Source organism: Paenarthrobacter sp. YJN-5 (genome assembly GCF_015040095.1).
Taxonomy (GTDB): Bacteria; Actinomycetota; Actinomycetes; order Actinomycetales; family Micrococcaceae; genus Arthrobacter; species Arthrobacter ureafaciens.
Window position 1 is genome coordinate 620,788 of record NZ_CP053544.1, and the last position, 23,002, is coordinate 643,789.

At 64.0% G+C, this 23,002-nt stretch carries 21 protein-coding genes; 8 read left to right on the forward strand and 13 right to left on the reverse strand.

All coding sequences use genetic code 11. The features are described 5' to 3' along the window. Positions 1 to 2: 2 nt before the first annotated feature. The 3 genes from HMI59_RS02905 to HMI59_RS02915 all read left to right on the forward strand — a co-directional run bounded on the left by HMI59_RS02905 (position 3) and on the right by HMI59_RS02915 (position 3,162). Positions 3 to 1,556, forward strand: coding sequence for an aromatic amino acid ammonia-lyase (locus tag HMI59_RS02905; RefSeq protein WP_193592739.1), 1,554 nt, complete (start codon positions 3 to 5; stop codon positions 1,554 to 1,556). Next, positions 1,550 to 2,611, forward strand: a complete 1,062-nt coding sequence (locus tag HMI59_RS02910; RefSeq protein WP_193592740.1) for a PLP-dependent cysteine synthase family protein — start codon at positions 1,550 to 1,552, stop codon at positions 2,609 to 2,611. The genes HMI59_RS02905 and HMI59_RS02910 overlap by 7 nt, the downstream gene beginning before the upstream one ends. A gap of 68 nt (positions 2,612 to 2,679) precedes the next feature. Beyond that, positions 2,680 to 3,162 carry a carboxymuconolactone decarboxylase family protein gene (locus HMI59_RS02915; RefSeq protein WP_021474077.1) on the forward strand — a complete coding sequence of 161 codons (483 nt, stop codon included), beginning with the start codon at positions 2,680 to 2,682 and terminating at the stop codon, positions 3,160 to 3,162. Between the two features lie 243 nt (positions 3,163 to 3,405). On the opposite strand, the gene HMI59_RS02920 is transcribed toward HMI59_RS02915, so the two are convergent. Beyond that, on the reverse strand, positions 3,406 to 4,908 hold the full coding sequence (locus HMI59_RS02920; protein WP_193592741.1) for an amino acid permease: 1,503 nt from the start codon (positions 4,906 to 4,908) through the stop codon (positions 3,406 to 3,408). Positions 4,909 to 5,216: 308 nt separating this feature from the next. Further along, positions 5,217 to 6,158: an aminodeoxychorismate lyase gene (locus HMI59_RS02925; protein ID WP_193592742.1), complete on the reverse strand. Its 942-nt coding sequence runs from the start codon at positions 6,156 to 6,158 to the stop codon at positions 5,217 to 5,219. 84 nt (positions 6,159 to 6,242) lie between these two features. On the opposite strand from HMI59_RS02925, the gene cls reads away from it, so the two are divergent. Further along, entirely contained in the window at positions 6,243 to 7,715 is a 1,473-nt protein-coding gene (gene cls, locus HMI59_RS02930) for a cardiolipin synthase (RefSeq protein WP_166187146.1), read from the forward strand. Positions 7,716 to 7,766: 51 nt separating this feature from the next. Here cls and pabB read toward each other — a convergent pair whose 3' ends face one another. From pabB to HMI59_RS02955, 5 genes are all read right to left on the reverse strand, one after another. Beyond that, the gene (pabB, locus tag HMI59_RS02935) at positions 7,767 to 9,878 is read right to left on the reverse strand and encodes an aminodeoxychorismate synthase component I (protein ID WP_193592743.1); all 2,112 of its coding nucleotides are present in this window, start codon (positions 9,876 to 9,878) and stop codon (positions 7,767 to 7,769) included. Beyond that, positions 9,875 to 10,447, reverse strand: a complete 573-nt coding sequence (locus HMI59_RS02940) for a low molecular weight protein-tyrosine-phosphatase (protein WP_193592744.1) — start codon at positions 10,445 to 10,447, stop codon at positions 9,875 to 9,877. Before HMI59_RS02940 ends, pabB begins: the two co-directional genes overlap by 4 nt. 179 nt (positions 10,448 to 10,626) lie before the next feature. Further along, complete coding sequence (locus tag HMI59_RS02945; RefSeq protein WP_193592745.1) at positions 10,627 to 11,574, reverse strand: ribokinase; 948 nt, start codon at positions 11,572 to 11,574, stop codon at positions 10,627 to 10,629. After that, positions 11,571 to 13,004, reverse strand: coding sequence for an MFS transporter (locus tag HMI59_RS02950; protein ID WP_193592746.1), 1,434 nt, complete (start codon positions 13,002 to 13,004; stop codon positions 11,571 to 11,573). The genes HMI59_RS02945 and HMI59_RS02950 overlap by 4 nt, the downstream gene beginning before the upstream one ends. Further along, complete coding sequence (locus HMI59_RS02955; RefSeq protein ID WP_227471519.1) at positions 13,004 to 14,032, reverse strand: nucleoside hydrolase; 1,029 nt, start codon at positions 14,030 to 14,032, stop codon at positions 13,004 to 13,006. The genes HMI59_RS02950 and HMI59_RS02955 overlap by 1 nt, the downstream gene beginning before the upstream one ends. Positions 14,033 to 14,230: 198 nt before the next feature. Between HMI59_RS02955 and HMI59_RS02960 the strand changes: the two genes are divergently transcribed. Further along, complete coding sequence (locus tag HMI59_RS02960) at positions 14,231 to 15,265, forward strand: LacI family DNA-binding transcriptional regulator (protein WP_166187141.1); 1,035 nt, start codon at positions 14,231 to 14,233, stop codon at positions 15,263 to 15,265. Positions 15,266 to 15,271: 6 nt separating this feature from the next. On the opposite strand, the gene HMI59_RS02965 is transcribed toward HMI59_RS02960, so the two are convergent. Continuing rightward, complete coding sequence (locus tag HMI59_RS02965) at positions 15,272 to 15,895, reverse strand: LysE family transporter (protein ID WP_069696784.1); 624 nt, start codon at positions 15,893 to 15,895, stop codon at positions 15,272 to 15,274. Between the two features lie 49 nt (positions 15,896 to 15,944). On the opposite strand from HMI59_RS02965, the gene HMI59_RS02970 reads away from it, so the two are divergent. The 3 genes from HMI59_RS02970 to HMI59_RS02980 all read left to right on the forward strand — a co-directional run bounded on the left by HMI59_RS02970 (position 15,945) and on the right by HMI59_RS02980 (position 18,318). Continuing rightward, the gene (locus HMI59_RS02970) at positions 15,945 to 17,018 is read left to right on the forward strand and encodes a DNA polymerase IV (RefSeq protein WP_227471520.1); all 1,074 of its coding nucleotides are present in this window, start codon (positions 15,945 to 15,947) and stop codon (positions 17,016 to 17,018) included. Positions 17,019 to 17,299: 281 nt separating this feature from the next. Continuing rightward, on the forward strand, positions 17,300 to 17,710 hold the full coding sequence (locus HMI59_RS02975) for a hypothetical protein (RefSeq protein WP_193592747.1): 411 nt from the start codon (positions 17,300 to 17,302) through the stop codon (positions 17,708 to 17,710). A 29-nt stretch (positions 17,711 to 17,739) separates the two neighbouring features. After that, positions 17,740 to 18,318 (forward strand): hypothetical protein, encoded by a 579-nt coding sequence (locus tag HMI59_RS02980; protein ID WP_166187139.1) that lies wholly within the window; start codon positions 17,740 to 17,742, stop codon positions 18,316 to 18,318. 494 nt (positions 18,319 to 18,812) lie between these two features. Here the strand turns inward: HMI59_RS02980 and HMI59_RS02985 are convergent, their stop codons facing one another. From HMI59_RS02985 to HMI59_RS03005, 5 genes are all read right to left on the reverse strand, one after another. Then, positions 18,813 to 19,793 carry an aldo/keto reductase gene (locus tag HMI59_RS02985; protein ID WP_193592748.1) on the reverse strand — a complete coding sequence of 327 codons (981 nt, stop codon included), beginning with the start codon at positions 19,791 to 19,793 and terminating at the stop codon, positions 18,813 to 18,815. Positions 19,794 to 19,824: 31 nt separating this feature from the next. Then, positions 19,825 to 21,081, reverse strand: coding sequence for an RNA polymerase sigma factor (locus tag HMI59_RS02990; protein ID WP_193592749.1), 1,257 nt, complete (start codon positions 21,079 to 21,081; stop codon positions 19,825 to 19,827). 3 nt (positions 21,082 to 21,084) lie between these two features. Beyond that, a complete protein-coding gene (locus HMI59_RS02995) occupies positions 21,085 to 21,444 on the reverse strand; it encodes a YciI family protein (RefSeq protein ID WP_021474093.1) in 360 nt (119 codons plus the stop codon). A gap of 94 nt (positions 21,445 to 21,538) precedes the next feature. Continuing rightward, a complete protein-coding gene (locus HMI59_RS03000) occupies positions 21,539 to 22,354 on the reverse strand; it encodes a class I SAM-dependent methyltransferase (RefSeq protein WP_021474094.1) in 816 nt (271 codons plus the stop codon). Positions 22,355 to 22,434: 80 nt separating this feature from the next. Continuing rightward, positions 22,435 to 22,929, reverse strand: coding sequence for a MarR family winged helix-turn-helix transcriptional regulator (locus HMI59_RS03005; RefSeq protein ID WP_227471611.1), 495 nt, complete (start codon positions 22,927 to 22,929; stop codon positions 22,435 to 22,437). Positions 22,930 to 23,002: the final 73 nt, after the last annotated feature.

Consider the following 23,002-nt stretch of genomic DNA (forward strand, 5'->3'; position numbering starts at 1 on the left):
CCATGTTTCCGGAGTCGAAGGTGCTGCTGATCGGGACGGCGCCCGTGCATGCCGAAAGTATCGCCATGGCGGCGGCAGACGACTCCTGCCACGTGAAACTCAACCACGATGCCCTGACATTGATCGGCCGTTCACGGGAAGTCGTGGAGCACGTGGCGGCCTCCGGCGAGCGGGTTTACGGCCTCAACACCCTCCTGGGATCCGGCCGCGATACCGCTGTTGAGGACGGCTCCATCCTTGCCTACCAAGTGCAGGTGGTCAGGTACCACAACAGCGGGGTGGGACCCTGCCTGAGCCGCGCCGAAGCACGTGCCGTGATCCTCGCCCGACTGGTCGGATTCAGCCGCGGCGGCTCCGGCGTCCGGCCCGAAACAGCCCGCTTCTACGCCGACCTCCTGAACCGCGGCGTCCACCCCGCCATCCCGGCCGAAGGTTCGGTGGGCTCCTCCGACCTCACCCAACTGGCCGCCGTCGCCGCCGTCGCGATCGGTGAGGGAGAAGCGCTCGACGCATCCGGCGTCCTGGTGCCCGGCGCCAAGGCCCTCGCGGACGCCGGACTTCAGCCCCTCACGCTCCACGCCGGTGAGGCCTTGGCCCTCGTCAGCGCCAATGCCTATTCGGTAGGTGCCGGCACCCTCGCCTTGCTGAGGTTGCGGCATGTGGCCCGGCTTGCGGACGTCGCGCTCGCCCTCTCCCTGGAGACCATCGCAAGGTACGACGGCGGCGGCAACCTCAGCCCCTTCTCGCCGGCTATCCAATCGGCCAAGGCCGTGGACGGCCAACGGGAATCGGCCGCCGCCGTCCGCCGCCTGTTGAGCGGCGGGTGGCTGGAAGACGTGCGCCCGGAAGTTTCCGTGCAGGACCCCCTGTCCCTCAGGGCTGCGCCTCAGACGCACGGGGCGTTCAGGGCCGCGGTGGGGCAGTTGGCGGCAGCGTTGGACGTGGAGTTGAACGGCAGGGGCGACAATCCGCTGGTGGACCTCGAATCGGGGCAGATGGTCTCCGGGGGCAATTTCCAGCCGATGCAGTTGGCGTTGGCCTTCGAGGGCTTGCGCTTGGCGCTCGCCCACGTGGGTATTCCGAGTGAACGCAGGATCGCCAAGCTGTACCCGCCGCAGCGTGCCATCCGGGCGAAGCACCTTGCTGCCGCGGCGGGGACCGGCCTGGTGCAGGAAGAATTGCCGGGGCTGCTGTGGTACTCGGCGGCCGGGCTCCTCGCCGAACTGAAATTCCTGGCAGCGCCGGCCACCCTTGGGGCGCCAACCCTGTCCGCCGACGTCGAAGACCATTCAACCCTTGCTCCGCTGGCGCTGCAGCAACTCGGGAAGTCCGTGGACGCCGTGGAGAAGCTCCTCGCCATCGAGGCACTGACCGCGTCCTATCTGCTGCTCGAAGCGGGAGCTGCGCAGCCGCTGGGCAAGGGGACTGCCGCCGTCGTCGGCCGTCTGGCCGACGTCCTCGCGGATCGGCCGCCGGCGTCGGAACTGGTGGAGCGCGCGCGGCGGGAGCTTCGGGTTGTTCTTGACGGACTCCGGGAAGGTGGAAACGAATGGTGACTACGGCAAACCGGCAGCACGGTGCGCATGCAGCAACCGTCCCGGCTGACGCGCTGGATGCCTCTGTGCTGGACAGAGTGGGGAACACCCCGCTGGTGAAGCTCGAGGTCCTGGGCCGTGGGCTGGGCAGCAGCATCCACATCAAGCTGGAATCGGAGAACCCCGGAGGGTCCATCAAGGACAGGACAGCCCTGAGCATGGTCCGGGCGGCCGAACAGTCCGGGGAGCTGAAACCCGGGGCCACCATTGTGGAGAGTACCTCGGGCAATACGGGGATCGGCTTGGCGCTGATCGGACGCCTCACCGGGCATCCGGTGGTGGTGGTTACCGGCGACACCATCTCCTCGGAGAAGCTCGCTGCCCTGCACAGCTACGGTGCGCGGGTGATCCTGACGGATTGGAGTGCGCCGTCCGAATCCCCGGAAAACGCGCGGGCCGTGGCTGCCCGCATCGTGGATGGGACTCCCGGAGCATGGCGACCCATGCAGTTCGACAACCCGGCCAACCCACTGGCGCATTACCGGACCACGGGGCCGGAAATCTGGGAACAGACCGGGGGAACCATTACCCACTTCGTGGCGGGCATCGGCACAGGCGGGACCATCAGCGGCAACGGGCGGTACCTGAAGGAGCGGGTGGCGAAGGAACGGCCGGGCGGCCATGTGGAGGTGGTGGGCGCCGATCCCTACGGCTCCGCCTACAGCGGCGGCCACCCCGGCGAAATCCTGGTGGATGGCGTGGGGAACTCATGGCCGGCCGCGGAGTGGCCCAAGATCTTCGACCGCTCGATCGTTGACCGCTTCCTCCGCATCCCCAACGACGAGGTCTACACAGTGGTACACCGGCTTCTTGACGAAGAGGGCCTGTCCTTGGGGCCGTCGTCGGGACTCACCGTGGCAGCGGCCTTGCGGGTGGCCGGGGCGGCGCCCCACGGTTCGGTGGTGGTGGCGATAGCCCCCGACGCCGGCACGAACTACCTCAGCAAAGCCTTCAACCCGCAGTGGCTGGCCGAGAACCACATCCGCCTCGCGGCGGACATCGTCCCCGGCGAGTGATCCCTTTATCACGTCCCGCCCGTTTCTGGGCGGCGCTCTATCACGTACCGTTGCGCTAGGCTCCAAGCATGCCCGAACAGGAGACAACGCCGCGCCTCGCCGGCTATCTGGATAAGCAACAGCCGGACCTCTACGCCACGTTGACGCACTACTCGCAGCAGTTAGTGGATGAAGCCGACCGGGTGGGGATTCCGCGGAAGACCTTGGAGCTCATCAACTACCTGTGTTCGCAAATCAACGGATGCGCGTTCTGCCTGGACCTTCATCACCGGCGGGCCTTGAAGTACGGAGAGACGGAACAGCGGTTGTCCCTGGTTGCCGTCTACAGGGAAGTGGGGCTGTTCGAGGCCGCAGAGGTCCTGGCCATGAAGATCGCCGAGCAGATCACCCGAATGAGCACCTCCAGGCCCAGCGCCGAGCTCTTCGCTGAAGCGCGGGAGCACTATTCGGACGAGCAGATCAGTGTGATTTGCATGGCAGCAATCGGCATCAATGCCTTCAACAGGCTGTCCATCCTCAGCGAGCATCCGGTCCGGGTGGCCAAGAAGTAGCTATCCAGGCGTACCTCCACGACCCTCTTTGGGCTCACTAGGCGCCGCGGGGCGGGGTTTCCCCGGCGTGTTGGGCCTCCGCCGCCTCAAAGTGGGTGGTGGCGGCACACCCCGCCGAGGCTTCGTGGCCGTTTAGATAGAGATTTGCAGACGAAGGCAGCCCCCGCGCAACCAATGAAGGTTGCTCGGGGGCTGCCCTGGAAAAGCTGCCCTGGTAAAAGACTGCCCTGGTTCCACAAGAGGTCAGGAGCCTACAGAGGCCTTGCCCTCGACCGCCTGGGGGAGTCGCCGGCGTCGTCCGTACTTGAAGTAGAAGACGGCATAGCAAGCACCAACGAACGGGATGCCGAACAGCAGCGCTGCAACCTGGTTGGGATCGAAGGCGATGCCCACCAGGGACACAACGCACAGCCCAAACGCGAGGATTGGTACCAGCGGGAACAGCGGAGCGCGGTAGGGGAGCGAGGAGAGGTCGCCGCCGTTCCTTACGAAGGTCCGCCGGTAAACGAAGTGCGAGGCCACGATCGACATCCAAACGCCCACGGTTGCGAAGCCCGCAACAGAGACCAACACAAGGTAGACAGTGGCGGGCGCCACGACGCTGCTGATCAACGATGCCAGCCCGCCCAGCATGCTGACGCAGAGTGCGACCATGGGGATACCGCGCTTGGTGAGCTTTCGGAACGCCTTGGGCGCATGGCCCTCGTCGGCTAGGGAGAACAGCATCCGCGCACAGGAGAAGAGGCCGCAGTTGCCGGCGGACAACAACGCTGTGATGATCACGAAGTTCATGATGTCCGCAGCGAACGGGATGCCCAGCATTGAGAACACCGTCACGAACGGGCTTTCGTCAACGCTGACCTTCTCATAAGGGATGGTTGCTGCGATGACCAGAATCGCCCCGACAAAGAAGATCATGAGCCGGATGACCGTGGTGCGCATGGCCTTGGGGATGTTCTTGCCCGGATCCTCGGTTTCACCCGCAGCCACACCGATGAGTTCCGAACCGGAGAACGCATAGAACACGGCCAGGCACGTTACAAAAACGCCGGTGAAGCCGTTGGGGAACAGGCCTTGGGAGGTGGTGAAGTTCTCCGTCAATGACGGGTAATCGCCCTGTGCCAGCGGGTGGAAGCCCAGCAAAGCGGCGCCGCCCAGGAGGATCAGGCCGACGACGGCGGCAACCTTGATCAGCGCGAACCAGAACTCCGATTCGCCAAAGACACGCGATGAAATCGCATTGAGGGTGAAGAGGACGGCGGCGAAGATGAAGCACCAGATCCAGACGTCGACGTCCGGGAACCAGCGCTGCATGAGCAACCCGGCTGCTGTGAACTCCGATCCCAGGGCCACCGCCCAGCAGAGCCAATACAACCATGCAGTGGCGAAGCCGGTGGCGGGCCCAATGGTCCGCGCTGCATAAATGTGGAACGCGCCTGAGACGGGGAACGCAACGGCGAGCTCCCCGAGGCAGGCCATGACCAGGTAGACCACCACGGCGCCGACGAGGAAAGCGATGACGGCTCCCAGTGGTCCTGCGGTGGCGATGGTGTAACCCGAGCTGACAAACAGGCCCGAACCGATGACGCCGCCCATGGCGATCATCACCAGGTGGCGGGCACCCATGGAACGGCGAAGGCCTTCGGCGGAAGACCCTCGATCCGATGCATCAACGTCTGAAGGCCTTCTGTCCGACGACGCGTCGGTGGCCGATCCCTCGGCATGTGTTGGGGAGCTGAGTCCCATATTCCCTCCGGAAAGTTAGCCGGCAAACTCTAAAAGATGGTGCAAGGAGGAGGTGATCCAACTAACACGAGAACAAGGTTCATCACAGGACGAAGCCCCATTTCAAGGAGGCTAAGGAAGCCGATTGGACGCGAAGGAGCGCAAAGCCTGAGCTTAAGAGTTTCTAATCAGAGCGTCATCAGAGCGATTACTTCATGTGCTGTCTGTTAGGTTCCTTGCGGGCAGCTTCCGTGCAGGCGCCTGCACCCAGGGTGCACCCCCGCGGCGCACCCCCCGCTGCACCCAAGGCGCACGTCCAGGACGTGTTCCTATTCGATGCCCGCGAAAAGCTGGTTCAACTCAGCGGTCAGCTGCTTGCGGACTGCGGGCGAGCCGATTTCCTGGCCATTGATGTGGTTGACGGGCGCGATCAAGCGAATGCTCGAAATCAACCAGACAGCATCAGCATCAAAGAGGTCCTGAGGCACCAGCGGACCGTAGCCCAGCTCCCAGCCCGCTGCCTTAGCCGTCGCAAAAAGGGCGCCCTGGGACGTGCCGGGCAGGATGCCGCTGTCCAGTTGGGGCGTGATCAGGCGGCGGACCGTCTTGACGGAACCTTCGCCGTCGTCCACCGTCTCCAGGTGCGCTAGCAGCACCGTGGAGGTGGGCCCTTCAAGGACGCGGCCGTCGGTGGATGTGAAGATGGCGTCGTCCGCCCCCTGCTTGTGCGCGTAACGCAGCGCGGCCATGTTCACGGCGTAGGACAGCGTCTTGGCGCCCAGCAGCAGCCAGGGCGCGCGTTCGCCGGCTTCGGTGTCGAAACCGCGGTCAAGAAGTACGACGTCGATGCCCGTCTCGCGCTGCCGGCGACTGCCCGCGGGTGAGGGCGAAGCCTGGACCCAGCACGTGGGCGTTGCGGCGCCTTCGACGCCGCGGGTCACCAGGAGCTTGACGACGACTTCGTCTTCCTCGGGCGTTGGAGCAGGGTAGTTCGTGCGGAATTCGGCGAGGGCGGTATCGATGGCGCTGCGCCAGGCGTCCTGCTCCGGAATGGCCAGATCGAGTGCCGCTGCGGAACTGCCCAAGCGGTTCAGATGCGCCTGTACCTTGCGAGGCCTGCCTTGGACGGCAAGCAGGGATTCAAAGACTCCGTCACCGCGTGTGGCACCCAGATCCGTGGCCATGAGCTGCGGCTGGCTGGAATCGGCCACCCTGCCGTTCGGGTAGGCGGGATCAAGGAAAACGAGGACCGTTGGCGCGGGAGAAGTCATGATCCCAGCTTAGTGGCGCCCGGCAACCCGCACGGCGGATAGGCTGTGGTCACCGTTAGTTCATGAACCGTGGGGGTTTGTCGAATGCTTTTCCCTTTTCCGCTGGGCCCTGAATGGACGTGGCTTTTGGGCGTTTGGGTCATTGCGGAAGTCATCATGCGCATTGTCCTCCTGGGCATCATTCCCGGTAATCGCCGCCCCACCACGGCCATGGCCTGGCTGCTGGCCGTCTTCCTGATTCCTTCCGTGGGCTTCATCCTGTTCCTGCTGTTCGGCAACTTCAGGCTCTCCAAGCGCCGGAGGGAACAGCAGGAAGCGGTCAACCACAGGGTCCGGTCCGTCACGTCCGAACTGTCCGACCCCACGAGCGAGTACTCCGGCCCGGAATGGGTCCGTTCGGCCGGCGAGCTTAACCACCGGCTGGGTTCCTTGCCCATGGTTGACGGAAACAAAGTGGAACTCATCCCCGGCTACGAAGAGTCCATCAAGGCCATGACAGAGGCCATCCGCGGGGCCAAGAGCTACATCAACGCCGAGTTCTACATCATGAGCAGCGACTACGTGACTGATGAACTGCTGACCGAACTGGAGAACGCCACGGAACGCGGCGTCACTGTCCGGTTGCTCTTTGACCACATTGGCACGCTCCGCATCAAGGGTTACCGGCGGTTGAAGCGCAGGCTCAAAGCGAGCAAGATCCAGTGGCGGCCCATGCTTCCCCTGCTACCCATCCACGGGCAGTGGCGCCGCCCCGATCTCCGTAACCACCGCAAGATCCTGGTGATCGACGGCTTGCTGGCCTTCACGGGTTCGCAGAACCTGATTGAGCCGTCCTACAACAACCCCAAGCATCGCAAGGTGGGCCGGAAATGGGTGGAGCTCATGGCCCGCCTCGAAGGTCCGATCGTCCCGACCCTCAACGTCGTCTTCGCCACCGACTGGCTCAGCGAGACCGACGAATCCCTTGAAGACCAGCTGCGCCTTCCAGAGCAGTCGAATCCGGGACGCGTCACGGCCCAGGTGGTGCCGAGCGGTCCGGGGTTCTCAACCGAGAACAACCTTCGCCTGTTCAACACCCTGATCTATTCGGCACAGCACCGGATCTCCATTTGCAGCCCGTACTTCGTCCCTGACGATTCGCTGCTCTACGCCATCACCACTGCTGCCCAACGGGGCGTTGACGTGGAGTTGTTTGTCTCGGAAAAGGGCGATCAGTTCCTGGTCCACCACGCCCAACGGTCCTACTACGAAGCACTCCTGGGCGCGGGGGTCCGCATCTACCTGTACCGGGCTCCGTACGTCCTCCACGCCAAGCACTTCACGATCGACGACGAAGTGGCGGTGCTCGGTTCCAGCAACATGGACATGCGCTCCTTCTCCTTGAACATGGAGGTATCGGTGATGCTCCTGGGCGCCGACACCGTGAACCTCATGCGGGCCGTGGAGTCCACGTATCGCGAGGTTTCCCGTGAGCTTACCCTCGAGGATTGGGTGCACAGACCCCCTCTTGCCAAGTATGTGGACAACGTGGCCCGGCTGACGGCCACCCTCCAGTAAAGGCTCCCGGAAAGCCCCAAACGAAGCAGCCAACGGAACGCCCACGGAGTCTCAGGACGGGAACGTTGCTCCAAGGGTCGACAGCACGCCGAAGGCCTTCGTGCGGATCTCGTCGTACTCGTCATCCGGCGTCGAGTCCGCAGTAACCGCCCCGCCGACCCCCAGGCTGAGCGTTCGTCCGCCGCCGCCGTCGGGGTTTATCACCAACGTGCGGATGACGACCGCCAGGTCCGTAGCGGCGTTCATCGAAAAGTAGCCGATGGCGCCGGAGTAGACGCCACGCGGGCCTGCTTCCAAGCGGTCCAGGATGTCCATGGTGCTGATCTTCGGCGCCCCGGTCATGGAACCGGCCGGGAAGGCGGCAGCCACGGCCTCTGCCCGCGGAGCCCCGGGCCGCAGGTGGGCGTCCACGGTGCTGACCATTTGGTGGACGGTGGCGTAACTTTCGATCGCGCACAGCCTGCTCACCGTCACCGAGCCCGGCACCGCGAAGTGGCTGAGGTCGTTGCGGAGCAGGTCCACGATCATGATGTTCTCGGCGCGGTCTTTCAACGAGGTCTCAAGATCGTGCCGCAGCCGGATGTCCTCGGCGTCATCTGCCGAACGACGGCGCGTGCCCTTGATGGGTTCTGCCCGCATCCCGCCGTCGGAGGTGATCCGCAGGAAGCGTTCCGGTGACGTACTGGCAATCGCCAAGCCGCCGAACCGCAGGTAGCTCGCGAACGGGGCGGGGTTCCGGCGACGCAGGGCTTGGTAGCTTTGCCACGGATCCAGTTCCCCCGCGGATGCCTCGAGCGTGGTGGTAAGGCAGACCTCGTAGGAGTTTCCCTCGCTGATTTCGTGCTGGGCCTCGGTGATTTTGCGCTTGTAGTCGGTGGCCGAATCCCTGCAGGCGAACTCCGGGGAAGCGGCCGCAACGGCTTGCCCGGCGGTATCGATGGGGACACCCACGGCGCGGCGGCCGGAAACCGGGAGGCCGGAAACCGGGCGGACCGTTGCCGGGTGCACGGCAGGGTGTGCGTCAGCAGCCCCCACGGCGGCGCGGGCAGCGCTGAACCATTCGTCGGCGTCGGGCGCTTCCAAAGCGAGCAGCCAGACGGCGTGCTCGCGGTGGTCCAGAACCAGCGCCCGGCCGGCGAAGATCAGCGCCGCGTCCGGGGTAGCGGAGCTGACGTCGTTGCCGCCGGTTTCCCGCTTGAGCTCGTAACCGAGGTACCCCAGCCAGCCCAGCGTGAACTGGCCGTCGTATCCCTCGGGAGAGCGCACTGCCCGGCGGCCCCACACTGAGTCCAGCCAGCGGAAGAAGGGGCCGGAGCTGCGCACGGTGGCCGAGCCGGTCGTCACCCACGTAGTCCCGGAAGAGTGGCGGACAGACTGGCCGAACGTCCCGCCGTCGTCGGCCATGATGCTGAACCGGCTGCGGGCGGCGGCCTGTGCGCCGCCGGTGATGGCGGTGTCGGCATTGGAAGAATCGAGCCAGACGGCGTTCGTTGACAAGCCGTAAACGTCCTGGAAGAGGGCTTCGGCGTCGGGCGCCGCGTCGATCCGTTCCGCCCGAAGCTGCAGGCCGCGTCGCGCGCTCAACTCGGGCGAGAGCACGGCGGCCAGCGGTGCAAGGTACGTCATGGCCTGCAGCACGTGCGCGGGGGCGCTGCCGTCGGCGGGGTTCTGCACGCGGATGTCCGCCGCTTCCGTCACAGGGTCGACGGCCAGCCACTCTTCTTCCTGCTGCGCCCAGGCGTCCCAGTACGGCTCGTAGCTCCCGCCGTCGCGCGCAAGGGCCCGACGACGGCGGTCCTCGCCTGATGCTTCCACCCATACGACGGCGTCGAGCATGCCGCGGGCGGCTTGGGCTGCCGCGCCGACGCCTTCAACGATGACGATTTCCGCGGGGAGCGTGACCTGGGTACGACCGTCGTAGTGCTTCTCCCAGTCCCAGCTGATCCATTCCGCGGGTTTGCCCTCGCGCAGCGGAGCAAGCACCGTTGCCACATAGCGCTCAATGCCGCTTGCCAGCCCGTTCCAGCCGGGGTAGATGTCTTCAAGATGGAACAGGGAAACTTTGTGGTGCTCCCGAAGGCGGGCGGCCAGTTCAACGGCGAGGGTGGTCTTGCCTGCGCCTGACCTCCCGTCGACAGCAATAATCACGGGGGCAGGGGTCATGACATAGAGGTTACCTGCTGGTGGTCCTCTGACCCGTCCAGCCGACCTGCTCCTTCGCGTTCGGCGATAGCCGCCTTGACGTGCTGCACGATTCCCGGGACCGCTGCCCTGATGAGGATCCACGTGTTGTCGAAGTCCGTATGGCCGCCGTACCAAGGGTCCTCGATGCCTTGGTCGAGGGAGCTGCGGTCGGCCATTGCGGGGTCGAAACTGCGGAGCATGCGGACTTTGCCCAGTGCTTCCTTGTCCGGAGCGCCTTCCTGGAGCCAGCCGAAGTGGTCGACGTCCAGTGCCAGGATCAGGTCCCTCTCAATGAACCACTCACGCCGCCATTCCCGTGCGATGTGGTCCTCTGACGCGATGTGCTGGGCCATCAGGACACGGGCCGCGCGGGGATCGATGGGGTGTCCCACCTCGTATCCCGTTGTCCCTGCGGAGTCCACCTCAACGAGGTGGCCGAGTCCTTCCGCTTTGAAGGCTTCGGTGAGCATGAGGGCTGCCATGGGCGAGCGGCAGATGTTCCCGGTGCAGACCGTAATGACGCGGTATGGGCTCGACGTTGAGTACATGGTGCAAGCATGATTCATGTCGCCCCGACTTGGCTAGTGGATTACTCGAATCACGTGTCACTTTCTGTGTCGAATTTGTCATATCCGGTGACAGGAGCTCAAAAATGCTCGGCCCGGCCTAACCCATGTAGGTCGCAGTTGTGCACGTTTTGAGGGCTCTAAACGCGCACGAATGCGATCTAGTTGGGAAATGGCTGGGCGGCTTCTACCTGCTCGAGGGTGGGGTACGCAGCTTGCGTGCCCTTCTTTGTTGCAGCCAGCGCAGCCGCCACCGAGGCAAACGACGCAGCGGCCACCAACGAATCGCCGGCGGCCAAACGCGCAGCCACGGCACCCGTGAAGGCGTCCCCGGCACCTGTCGTATCCACGGCCGAGACCTGCGTTGGAGCAATGCGGGTCAGCTGCCCGCCCACGGCCAGCGAATCCAGCACCACGGAACCCTGCGCGCCCAAGGTCACGAGCACCCGCTGCAGGCCCCGGTCCGCAAAGCGGCTCCGCACGGGCTCCCAGGCTTCCACTGCAGCGTCCGGATCCGGGATGCCGGCCTCCGAACCCAGGAACAGTGCGGCCTCGTGGGCGTTCACCAGCAGGACGTCGGCCAATCCGGCCAACAACTCCGGCACCTCAGCGTAGGGCGACAGGTTCAGCAGGACCGTTGCTCCGGCGTCGTGCCCGGCTTGGGCGGCGGCTACCACGGTGTCGATGCCCACCTCCAGGCAGAGGCAGACGACGGCGGCGTCGCGGAACGCGTCGAAGTCCACGTCCGCGGGGGCGAGGGTGCCGTTGGCGCCAGCGGAGATGATGATGCTGTTCTCGCCGCGCGCGTCCACGGAGATCACCGCCACGCCGGTGGCCGTGTCGCAGCGCCGGACGCGGGAGACATCCACGCCGGCACCCGCGGTGGACTCGAGGAGCATCGTCCCGTTGGCGTCCTCGCCGACGGCACCGATCAGCGTCACATGCCCGCCGAGCTTGCTGGCCGCGACGGCCTGGTTGGCGCTCTTGCCGCCGGGATTCACCGCGAAGCCGTTGCCATGCACGGTCTCTCCGGGCTGGGGGAGGCGCTCGGTGTAGATGGTGAGGTCGGCATTGAGCGAACCGACGACGACGATCCCGGACCTGCTCATGCTGCTACCTCTTCGTGTTCGGCTACTTCGGCGTCGACCGGCTTGGGGATCAGCAGCGATGCGGCGAACGCGGCGAAGGTGATGGCAAAACCAACGACGACGACCGTCAGGTAGGACCCCTTCGCGTCACCCAGCGCTGAGGTAGCCACCAGGACTGCGGGCAGGACCAGGAAGCTGAGTCCGGCGCCGAGGTTGAAGGCCCCGGCGTTCATGCCCGGAAGGAAGCCCGGGTTGCCTTGCGGGGAGAGCACCACGCCCAGTCCGTTCAGCATGATGTTGACCGTACCGGCGTACATGATGCCCAGCAAGGCCGTGCCGACGATCATCATGGGCAGGTTGTTGAGGCCGAACAGGGCAATGATTGCCAAGGCCACGAGGCTGCCGACGAGGCCGATGCGAAGCACCTTTGTGTAGCCCAGGACCGGAGCCAGCCGGCCGCTGATCGGCCCGAAAAGCCAACCGAGCAGGGCGTACGGGGTAAGGATGATGAGCGACATCTCGGTGGGTCCCACGCCGAAACCGGGGTCGGCGGCCTGGACGTACGCCGGGACGATTCCGTTGATCACCGCGAAGATACCGGTCATGGTGAGCGTCGTGGTCAGCAGGGGAGCCCACGTGGAACGCTGCCGCAGGTGCACGGTTTCCACCATCGGCTGCTTGGCGCGCTTCTCCACGGTCCAGAAGGCGAAGGACGCGACGGCGGCGACCACGGTCAGCACGACGGCGAAGGTCAGGGTTCCGGCGTCGAAGGCAGTGGCGAGTTTGGCACCCTCATTCAGGGCGGTCAGCAGGGCACCGACGGCGATGACAATGAAGAACACGCCGAGCCAGTCCATGGTGGTGCCGGCGGCGGGCTTGCTCTCATTGGCCAGGAAGGCAATCAGGAAAGTAGCCACGATTGCCAGGGCCACCATGAGCCAGAAGATGCTGCGGAATCCAAAGTTCTCCGCGAAGTAGCCGCCTACGAACGAATCAACGCCCGCAACGCCACCGTTGACCGCGGTGATGAGGCCCATGAGTGCGCCGTACTTGCGGTTGTTGCTCACGGCCGAGCGAAGCATGATGAGGCACAGCGGAACAGTCGGGCCGCTGACGCCTTGGATGATACGGCCAACGAACAGCCAGGTGACATCCGGGGCCAAGGCCGCAATGACCGAGCCCACGGCCATGAGGAGCATCATGCCGAGGAGGATCTTCTTGCGGCCCACGATGTCGCTCAGGCGAGGCAGGAACAAGGAGAAGAGGGCTGCAGCCGTGAAGAACCAGGTCTGCGACAGGCCGATGGTTGCCTGGTCGGTCTGAAGTTCGTTGCCCATGGTCACCAGCGCCGGGCTGAGCATGGACGCGTTGAGCTGGAAGGCCACACAGGCCGCCAGCAGGGCAACCATCAGGGCTGTGACGTTGTTGCGGGTGGCGGTTGGGGTAGTCATCACTTGGCCTCTCCAGCCAGCACGGCCTCGGCAGTTTCGGTGACCAGCGCATCTGCGGAAGCGCCGCCGTCGTGCGTTGGTTCGCCAATCCGTTCAATCGCATCGATGACCAAATCCCAGAACTTGCCGTGGTCCAGGTCAACGGCAACGGACGTGTGGCAGTCCTCCGGAGCGGGCGCGCGGAAGTCGGCCACCGTCATGCCGAGCGTGAGCTTGCCCTGCAATTCGATGTCCACGGGAACCTTGCGGGTGGTCATGACGGTGGGGTCGATGACGTAGGCAACGGCGCAGGGATCGTGCACCGGCGGGAAGTCGAAGCCTTGGGCATCCTTGTAGGTCTTCTTGAAGAATTCCATGAGCTCCAGGACGAACGTGGCAGGCTTGGTGCCGATCCTGGCGATCCGCTGGACGACCTCATCGGTAGCCAACGCCTGGTGCGTCAGATCGAGGCCCACCATGACCACCGGCCATTTTTCGTTGAACACGATGTGTGCGGCTTCGGGGTCGATGATGATGTTGAACTCCGCCACCGCGCTCCAGTTGCCCACGTGGTAGCCGCCGCCCATCAGGACAACTTCCTTGACGCGCTCCACGATGCGCGGTTCCTTGCGGGCGGCCATGGCGATGTTGGTCAAACCAGCGGTGGGGACCAGCGTTACCGTTCCGGGCTCGTGCGCCATGACGGTTTCGATGATGAGGTCGACGGCGTGGCGCGGGTCCAGCTCGATCGCGGACTCGGGCTGTTCCGGGCCGTCCATGCCGGTTTCGCCGTGGATGCTCGGTGCGGTTTCGATGGTGCGGACCAGCGGGCGGTCGCAACCTGCGGCGAACGGGACGCCGGTGATGCCTGCGATCGTGGCAACCGAGAGTGCGTTCCGCGTGACTTTCTCGAGTGTCTGGTTGCCTACCACCGTGGTGACGGCCAGCAGCTCGATGTCCGGGTTGCCGTGAGCCAGCAGCAATGCCACTGCATCGTCATGGCCGGGGTCGCAGTCAAGAATGATCTTTTTGCGGGCTGTTTTTTCCACGTCTCTCTCCACGTCATTGGGGCCTGTCCGTTGACCATGCCCCGTGACGGGGCGGCGCAGTGCCGGACAGGGTGCTCGGCATTCACGGGGAATCATGGCACTCATTGAGGGTTTACGTCAAACGCTTAACGTTCCGAGCGTCAAGCGCTTGATGCCTTATGGGACAAGAATTGGCCTGATCACGGCTAGGATCGATGCATGGACAGCCCCCAACAGACCCGCACGCGCGCGCCCCGCGTTACGGCTGCGATGGTGGCGGCCAAGGCAGGAGTTTCGACGGCGACCGTCTCCCTGGTTGCCAACGGCAAGACCCAAGGGCGGGTCTCCGAGGAGAACATTTCCAGGGTCCGGACTGCGATAGCTGAGCTCGGTTACGTGGTGGACAGCATCGGCAGTTCCTTGGCACGCGGTGTCAGTTCGATCGTCATCCTCGTGACGCCGGACGTGTCCAACCCCTTCTTCGCCAACGTGATTGCCGGCGTCCGCGAATCGTTGGGTGCCCAATACCAGCTGCTGCTCTCCGTGACCGACGCCGGGGAGTCACCCCAGGCTGACGACGTCCGTAAGCTGCTGGCCCTCCGACCCGCCGGACTGCTGGTCGGCGCTCCCAGCGCCGAGTTCCTGGAAGACCTTTCCGCCGGCGGTCCGCTGGTCCTGCTCGACGCCCCCGGTCTGGATTCCTGGGCGCCGTCAGTCAACCTGGATGTTGCCCAAGGCGCCCGTGAACTGGCGCGCCACCTGGCCTCATCCGGGCACACCCGGGCCGCCTATGTAGACGGCATCACGGGGACGGAGACATTCAAACTGCGCCGTGAAGCATTTCTCGAGGAAGCTTCCCGCTGCGGGCTCACTGTCTCAGCGGACCACGTCATCAGTACGTCCATCGACGTCGGTGAGGCCGCCGCTGCTTTCGCCGAAGCCTGGCCCTCCTGGCAGCGCGAGGGAGTTACCGCCGTCGTATGCGGCACCGACACGCACGCCTACGGCGTGCTGCAGGAAGCGCGCGTGGAAGGTATCCGGATCCCGGAGGAAGTGGCCGTGGCCGGCTTCGATGACCTCCCGTATTCCGCCACAAGCAACCCCTCGCTCACCAGCGTGCACCTGCCCGCGACGGACCTGGGGCGGAAAGCGGGCGAGCAGTTGCGGGCGCTGATGGAGGGGCTGGCCCTGACGGAACCGCACGTGACCCTGGAGAGTTCGCTGGTGGTCAGGGGATCGACTGTTCCCGCGTAGCCGGAGTTAATGGATCACTGCCAGCAGGACGCCAACCAGGACGAAGAGGCAGCCGAAGACGCGGTTCAGGATCTTCTGCCCGTGGGCGTTATGGGTAAAGCGCTGGAATGACCTGGCGGCGAGGGCAAAGAAGAACCACATGACCATGATGTCGATGACGATCACCGTGGCCGTCAGCACGACGTATTGCTGGAGCAGGGGCTCATTCGGCCGGATGAACTGCGGCATGAAAGCCAGGAAGAACACGATCGCCTTGGGGTTGAGCAGGTTCACCCAGATGCCGCGCTGGAACATGGACAGCGCGGGTTCGTTCTTCTTCTCCTCGACGGATTCCTTGTCCAGGTCCGGCTTGTGAAGGAACTGCCGGATTCCCAGATAGACGAGGTAGGCCGCCCCCGCGTAGCGGATGATGTTGAAGATCAGCGGCGAATTGGACACCAGGACGCCAACGCCCAGCGCCACGATCACGATGTGGATGACCAGTGCCACTTGCTGGCCGAGGATGCCCCAAATGGAGCGTCGGAAGCCCGAGTTGAGCGAGTTGCTCATGGTGAAGATGGCCCCGGCGCCGGGAGTGAAACTGATCAGGGTGCCGGCACCAACCAAGGCCAGCCAAAGGGAAAATTGCACCAGATCAGCTTATGGTGCTTTGGCCGGGCGAGTGAGGCAGACTAATGCCGTGACCGGAATCCCGTGGGTCCTGCACGTCGATCTCGACCAGTTCATTGCAGCGGTCGAGATACTTCGACGGCCCGAACTCGCCGGGAAACCCCTGATCGTGGGAGGTCGCGGTGATCCGAGCGAGCGGGCTGTGGTGTCCACGGCGTCCTACGAGGCCAGGAAGTTTGGAGTAGGCTCGGGCATGCCGCTGCGCATTGCCGCCCGGAAAGCGCCCGACGCGATCATCCTCCCCGTTGACCAGGAGGCATACCTCGCCGCCTCAGAGGTTGTGATGGCCACCCTCCGGAATCAGCCCGACGCCACGGTGCAGGTGCTGGGCTGGGATGAGGCCTTCGTCGGGGTGACCACCGAGGACCCCGACGGCTACGCCAGACAGATCCAACAGGAGGTCCTCAAAAAAACCCGGTTGCACTGCAGTGTGGGCATCGGCGATACCCTGGTCCGCGCCAAGAATGCCACGGACTTCGGTAAACCGGCCGGCATCTTTCGCCTGACGCAGGAAAACTGGCTCGAGGTCATGGGGGATCGGCCCACGCGGGATTTGTGGGGAATTGGACCCAAGATTTCCAAGCGGCTCGCGGCCCACGGCATCAACACCGTCAATGAACTGGCCGCCGTGGACCCGTCCAGCCTCGTGGAAGAATTCGGTCCGAAAATGGGCCCTTGGTACGCACAGCTCGGCCGGGGCGAAGGTGCCAGCGAAGTGGACGATACCCCTTGGGTTGCCCGGGCACACGGCCGGGAAACAACGTTCCAGCAGGACCTGACCGAGCCCGCTCAAATCAGCGACGCCATCAAGGAACTTGCCGCCAGGGTTTTGGAAGACGTCGCAGCTGAGGGCCGGCCTGTGGTCGGGCTGACGCTCAAGGTCCGCTACAAACCGTTCTTCACCAAGACCTATGCACGGAAAATCCCCGAAACCTTCGACCGTGCCGAGGTCCTCGCGCAGGCACTGGACCTCACGTCGAAGATGGAACCCGACCGGCCTATCCGCCTGCTGGGGTTGCGCGCCGAAATGGCCATGCCGGACGACGCCCGGAAGGGCCACACGCCCACCCGCAGCGGCTGGTAAAGCCGGCGTCGCTAAAGCACGACGCCGGCCTGCCGCCTACCAGCGCGGGTGCCACTCTCAAATAGCCTGAAGTCTGCTTCCAAGAATTATTAGCCATCAGGTGGGGATTAAACTCGATATATCCCGCGTCATGAATCGAAGATTTGTGTTTCAAGGTCGTTCTCGCTTTGCCTGCGCGCGGTCGACGACATTAGCCGGGGAAAGTTAACCGAGATCGTTGATAACTTCCTTCATCAGTACTACTCTCGGAACGGGGTTCCCACCATAACGATGGAGGGAAAATGAAAACTTCAACGTCGAGGCTGAAACCTTTCGCACTGCCTATCCGGGCGTGCTGTCTGGGTGCTCTACTAATGTTTCTGGCACCAGCGGCGCAAGCCTCATGGAATTATCGCTACTTCGAAGGCGAAAGCTACGCAAATAATCTCTGGCGAAGTGCAACCGGCACTGACTCCGGTGGTCGTGTCTACACGGGCATGGGCGCAGCGGAGTACGGTTTTAGTAACTATCAATACACGGCAAGCTACGACGCGGCTACGGGTTATTGGATTTCTGCTGCTTCCGGTGATACGGGAAGTTGGACGAATAACTGGTCATCATTGCATTACAGCGCCTTTCAAGAGTGCTGGTGGAATTCAAACTATTCTAATCCAGGACAGCCTGTGATGACTTGCGAGCAATTCCGCGATTGATGGCAAAGAAGACTTCTAAGGAGAAAACCATGAAAAGATTTTCCAAGGTACTTTCACTGGCCTGCGTCCCGGTGGCAGGCCTGGCCATAGGCGCGTCACCGGCTATGGCTCAACAGATCACCTCTCTGGATGCACCGGTGCTGGTCCCCGCGCTGGCTTTCCCTCAGGGTTTGCAGGACATGGAAATCGCAAGGTCTCTACCGGGGCAAGCTGCCGTCGACCCCGCCAGTGTTCGTCTTCTTGGAGAGGACACAAACGGCAGATATTCCGTTGCACAAGCAGAGGGTGGAACGCAGATATGCATCATCGTTCAACTGCGCGGGGTTGGCTCTGTAGGGGGATCTTCGTGCACAACGAAAGAGCAGTTCGCCCTTTCAGGCGTTAGAGTGGGCGTTCAAGAGAACGGAGGGCGGGCTATCGTTACACATCTCCTGCCCGCGGATGTGGATGCAACTCCCATAAGGGCCAACGCAAATTTGACCGGGAAATTTGTAAGCAATCTCGTGGTTCAACCGAATGCTTCCCCCGGGTCAGGGCAAGTTGAACTTGACCGTCTACAAAGCAAAGTTAAGTTCAATTTTTCCGATTTGCCGTTGGCTTTGAAATAGCAATTTGATGCAGCATTCGAAGATCTCACTAGCTGTGGTTCCATTTTTGTCATTCGCTGTCGTACTGGCGGCAGGATATCTCGCTCTGCAATCAGAGGGAATGTTCAACGGATATCTTTTCGACTTCACTGGTACACCTGCAGTATCAATTGCCAAACGGTTTCCTTGGGAACTTCACGTAGCGACTGTCTTAATGTGCTTCTCGGCTACCGTCGGCTATCGAAGGCTTGCGGTCAGTGTTCGCCTGAAGACACTCGTGCTCGTCACCTTGGTGTTGGCCTCGGTCCTATCGATTCTGCTCTATGAAACAATCCACACGACGAGGACCAATCTATTCGCCATGGCTTTTGTTGTTGGAGGCGTTTCGCCCATGACGCTGGCACTGATTGCGGCCGTCGCCTCGGACTCAATCCATAGTCGACGAGGACGAGCCCGCAACTCGCCATAGGTCATCTGTGGCGGCGACCGACTCGTGGCGCCGCCACAGGTGCCGCCTACCAGCGCGGGTGGATCGCCTCGCGGAAATAGCGGTCGTAGATGTCCCGGACGCCATCAAAAACGCTGCCGTCCAGCGAGACCGAGCCCGCCTCAGCGTTCGCGCGGGCCTGCGACGCCGACCGGGCACCAGGAATGACTGAACTGACGCCGTCCTGGGCGATCACCCAGGCGAGGGCCGCCTGGGCGGTGGTGACGCCGTCGGGAACCAACCGGCCGAATTCCTGCGCTGCCTTGACGCCGGTGGCGAAGTCGACGCCGGAGAAGGTTTCACCGACGTCGAATGCTGCGCCGGTGCGGTTGTAGTTCCGGTGGTCGTTCTCCGGGAATGTTGTTTCCGTGGTGTATTTCCCGGACAGGAGGCCTGACGCCAGCGGAACCCGTGCGATGATGCCGACCCCGGCCTCTTTGGCGGCAGGCAATACCTCGTCCAAGGGCTTGAGGCGGAAGGCGTTGAGGATGATCTGTACAGTTGCGGGGTTCCCGCGCTTGATGGCTTCGAGGGCTTCATCGGTACGTTCAACGCTGACGCCGTAATTGCGGATGACGCCTTCGCTGACCAAGGTATCCAGGGCGTCGTACACTTCGGAGTTGCTGTACACGGCTGTCGGTGGGCAGTGCAGTTGGACCAGGTCCAGCGTGTCCTGCTGGAGGTTGCGGCGGGAGCGGTCGGCCCATTCGCGGAAGTTGGCCAACGTGTAGTTCTCCGGCACTTGGTCGACGCGTCGGCCCATTTTGGTGGCCACGGTGATGCCGAGGTCCGGGTTGCTATGCAGGAACCGGCCGATGAACTGCTCGCTGCGGCCATCGCCGTACACGTCCGCGGTGTCGAAGAAGGTGACGCCGGCGTCGACGGATGCTTCAAGCACCGCCAAAGCGTCCTCTTCGGTGACGGATCCCCAGCCGGCCCCGAGTTGCCAGGTGCCCAGCCCCACGGTTGAGACGTTCCGGCTGGTCTTGCCAAGTATGCGCTGTTCCATGGGTTCGATTATATGGTGTTTGTGAGCGCTATCACCAAGTGCCCCGGGAATCCAGATCCGCCACTTTGCCCAGCAGGTACCGCCTTTCCTGCAGGCTTCCCGTCTTGCCGGCGGCGGCCACGTATGCGGAACGGGCGTCCCGGAACGAACCGGAAAGTTCCAGGAGATGGCCCCGTACAGAGTCCAGCCGGTGCGACTTCCCCAGTGAGGAATCCAGTCCGTCCAGCAAGGCCAACCCCGCGGCGGGTCCCTCGACGCGCGCCACGGCAACAGCCCGGTTGAGTGTCACCACGGGACTCGGTGCCAACGCCTCGAGCACCGTGTAGAGGGCAAGGATCTGCGGCCAATCGGTTTCCGCGTCGGACGCTGCTTCGGCGTGGACGGCGGCGATTGCGGCCTGAAGTTGGTACGGCCCCGGTGCCCCGCGCCCCGGCCCACTGCGACCCAGGACCGAGGACAGCCGGGCGATGCCCTCCTCGATCTGCCCGCGGTTCCACAAGCGGCGGTCCTGATCTGCCAACGGCACGGGCATTCCGTCCGGTAAAGTCCGCGCCGCGCGCCGGGAATCCGTGAGCAGCATCAGTGAGAGCAGCCCACTTGCCTCCGGCTCGTCCGGAACGGATTTCAGCAGCAGCCGCGTCAAGCGGATCGCTTCCGCCGTGAGGTCCTCGCGCTGCAGCGAGTCACCGGAGCTTGCCGCGTAGCCTTCGTTGAAGATCAAGTACAGGACGTGAAGTACGACGCCGAGCCTCGCGTTCCGCTCCGCCGTCGCCGGTTGCTCGAACCTGGCTCCCGCCTTCCGGATCGCTTGCTTCGCGCGGCTGATGCGCTGCCCCATGGTGGCTTCCGGGACGAGGAATGCGGAGGCGATTTCCGCCGTCGTGAGTCCTCCTACGGCCCGAAGCGTCAAGGCGAGTTGCGACGGTGCGGAGAGAGCCGGGTGGCAGCAGAGAAACATGAGGGTGAGGGTGTCGTCGGCTTCGGAAACGGGATCCGGCAGGGAGGTGTCGGGTGGCTCCATGGCCGCTGCCCGCTCTTCCCTGCCCCGGCGGGCGCTCTCGCTGCGCCAAGCATCGATCAACCGGCGGTTGGCCACGGAGAGCAACCAGGCTTTCGGGTTGTCCGGAAGCCCGGATGACCACTGCAGGGCAGCCTCGATGAGCGCCTCCTGGGTGGCATCTTCGCAGGCGTCGAACTGGCCGTGCCTGCGGACAAGCGCGCCAAGGACCTGCGGCGCGAGGGTGCGCAGCAGGTCCTCAAGGTGGCTCTTCTCCGGTGGCCCGGCCATAGGCTAGACCTCCGGCGGGCCGTCCGGGATGGCGCGGAGTTCAACCACTTGCGCGTACTTGACGATGCTCGAGCAGATCTCCACGGCCCGCTCCTCGCTGGCGACGTCCACCACCCAGTACCCGATCAGGGACTCCTTTGCCTCGGCGTAGGGGCCGTCCGTTGTGATGACGCCGTCCGGGGTCTGCTTGACCAGCTTGGCGGTGCTTCCGTCTGCCAGGCCGGCGTTGAACACGAGTTCGCCGGAATCACGGAGATCCTTGTCGATCTGGATCATGAAACCGATCATTTCCTTGACCCACTCCGGATCAGCGGTCTCCATCATGCCCTCGGCGGATCCGAACATCATGATCATGTACTTCATCTCTGAACTCCTTGGTGCGGGGCTCCCTGTGTGGTTGCCTTCACTCATAGGTCGGAACTGATACCGGTTTCTCTACGTGGTTCGGCAAACTTTTTTACGCCCGGGCTATGACTTCGCCGTTGGGGATGAGGAAGTAGCCGTCCTCGGTGGCTCCCCAACGATGCCAGCCCGCTGCAATGCGGGCAAGGTCGGCCTCGTTGGCGAAGCCGTATTCAAGGGCCTGCTCGGCGAAGGCCGAATGCAACACGCGTTCGCTCCAGACCCTGGATTGCCACGCGCGTTGCTGGGCCGTGGCGTAGAGCCAGTTGCTGCTGCTCGGCGAAACCTGTCCGAACCCGGCCTGCTGCGCCCACGATACCAAGCGGCGTCCGGCGTCGGGCTCGGCGCCGTTGCGGCGGGCGATCTTCTGGTAGAGCTCCATCCATTCGTCCAATTCGGGGACTTCCGGGTACCAGCTCATGCCGTGGAAGTCGGCGTCGCGAACCGCCACGATAGCCCCTGCTTTGGCGACCCGCCGCATTTCGCGCAGCGCTGCCACGGGGTCGGTCAGGTGCTGGAGGACCTGGTGGGCGTGGACGAGGTCGAACGACTCATCCTCGAATTCGAGGTCGTAGATATTGCCGGTGCGGAACTCGACGTTGTCCACGCCGCGGTCCTTCGCCAGCTCGGCGGCCTGGTTGATGACATCGGGTGAGCGGTCCAGCCCGATCACGTGCCCGGGGGCGACCAGCCGCGCGAAGTCGCACGTGATGCTGCCCGGTCCGCAACCGACGTCGAGCACTGCCGTTCCGGGCGTCAGGTGAGGTATGACGAACGCGGCCGAATTCTCGGCGGTCCGTGAGGCGTGGGCCCGGACAACCGACTCGTGGTGTCCGTGGGTGTAGACATCTTCTGGCTGCTGCTCGTTCATAGGGAAACGCTACAGCTTGCCCACCCAACTGGGTCGCAATTGTGCGCGTTTTCAGCGGTCAAAACGCGCACAATTGCGACCTACTTGGGTTCGGGGTGGGGTGGTTGGGTGGGTTCGGGGTGGGGTGGGTGGGTTGCTTCGTGGCGCGCTGCGATGGTGGCCTCCACCATGTCCGTCATGAAGCGCTGCACCAACTCCAACTCTTCAGGAGTGTAGGCTCCCATCGCTTTGCCCATCCGCAGGGCGAGGGGAAGGAACATGGCGCTGCCATCCTGGTAGGCCTTGGGGGTCATGTGGAGCTGGACCTGCCGGCGGTCGGAGCCCAGGCGCTCGCGGGTCAGGTGGCCGGACGCATGGAGCCGGTCCACCAGCGCCGTGGTGGCGGGCGAGCTCAGCCGCAACTCGCTGCGGAGGACCCCGGGGGTTACTACGCGGCCTGCTGCCGAGTGGCGCATGATCACGGCCAGGGCGTTGAGGTCGGTGCGGTGCATCTCCTTTCGCCCTCCGGCCGCGTCCACGTAGTGGTTGGCCTCGAGGGTGAAGTCCTGCAGCACGCGCACGAGGTCCTGCGTCAGCCCGCCCTGAGGCGGCCCGCCGGGCGGGGGCGGGTCCGGTTGCGTCCCGGGCCCGGGCGGCCCGCCGGGGTGT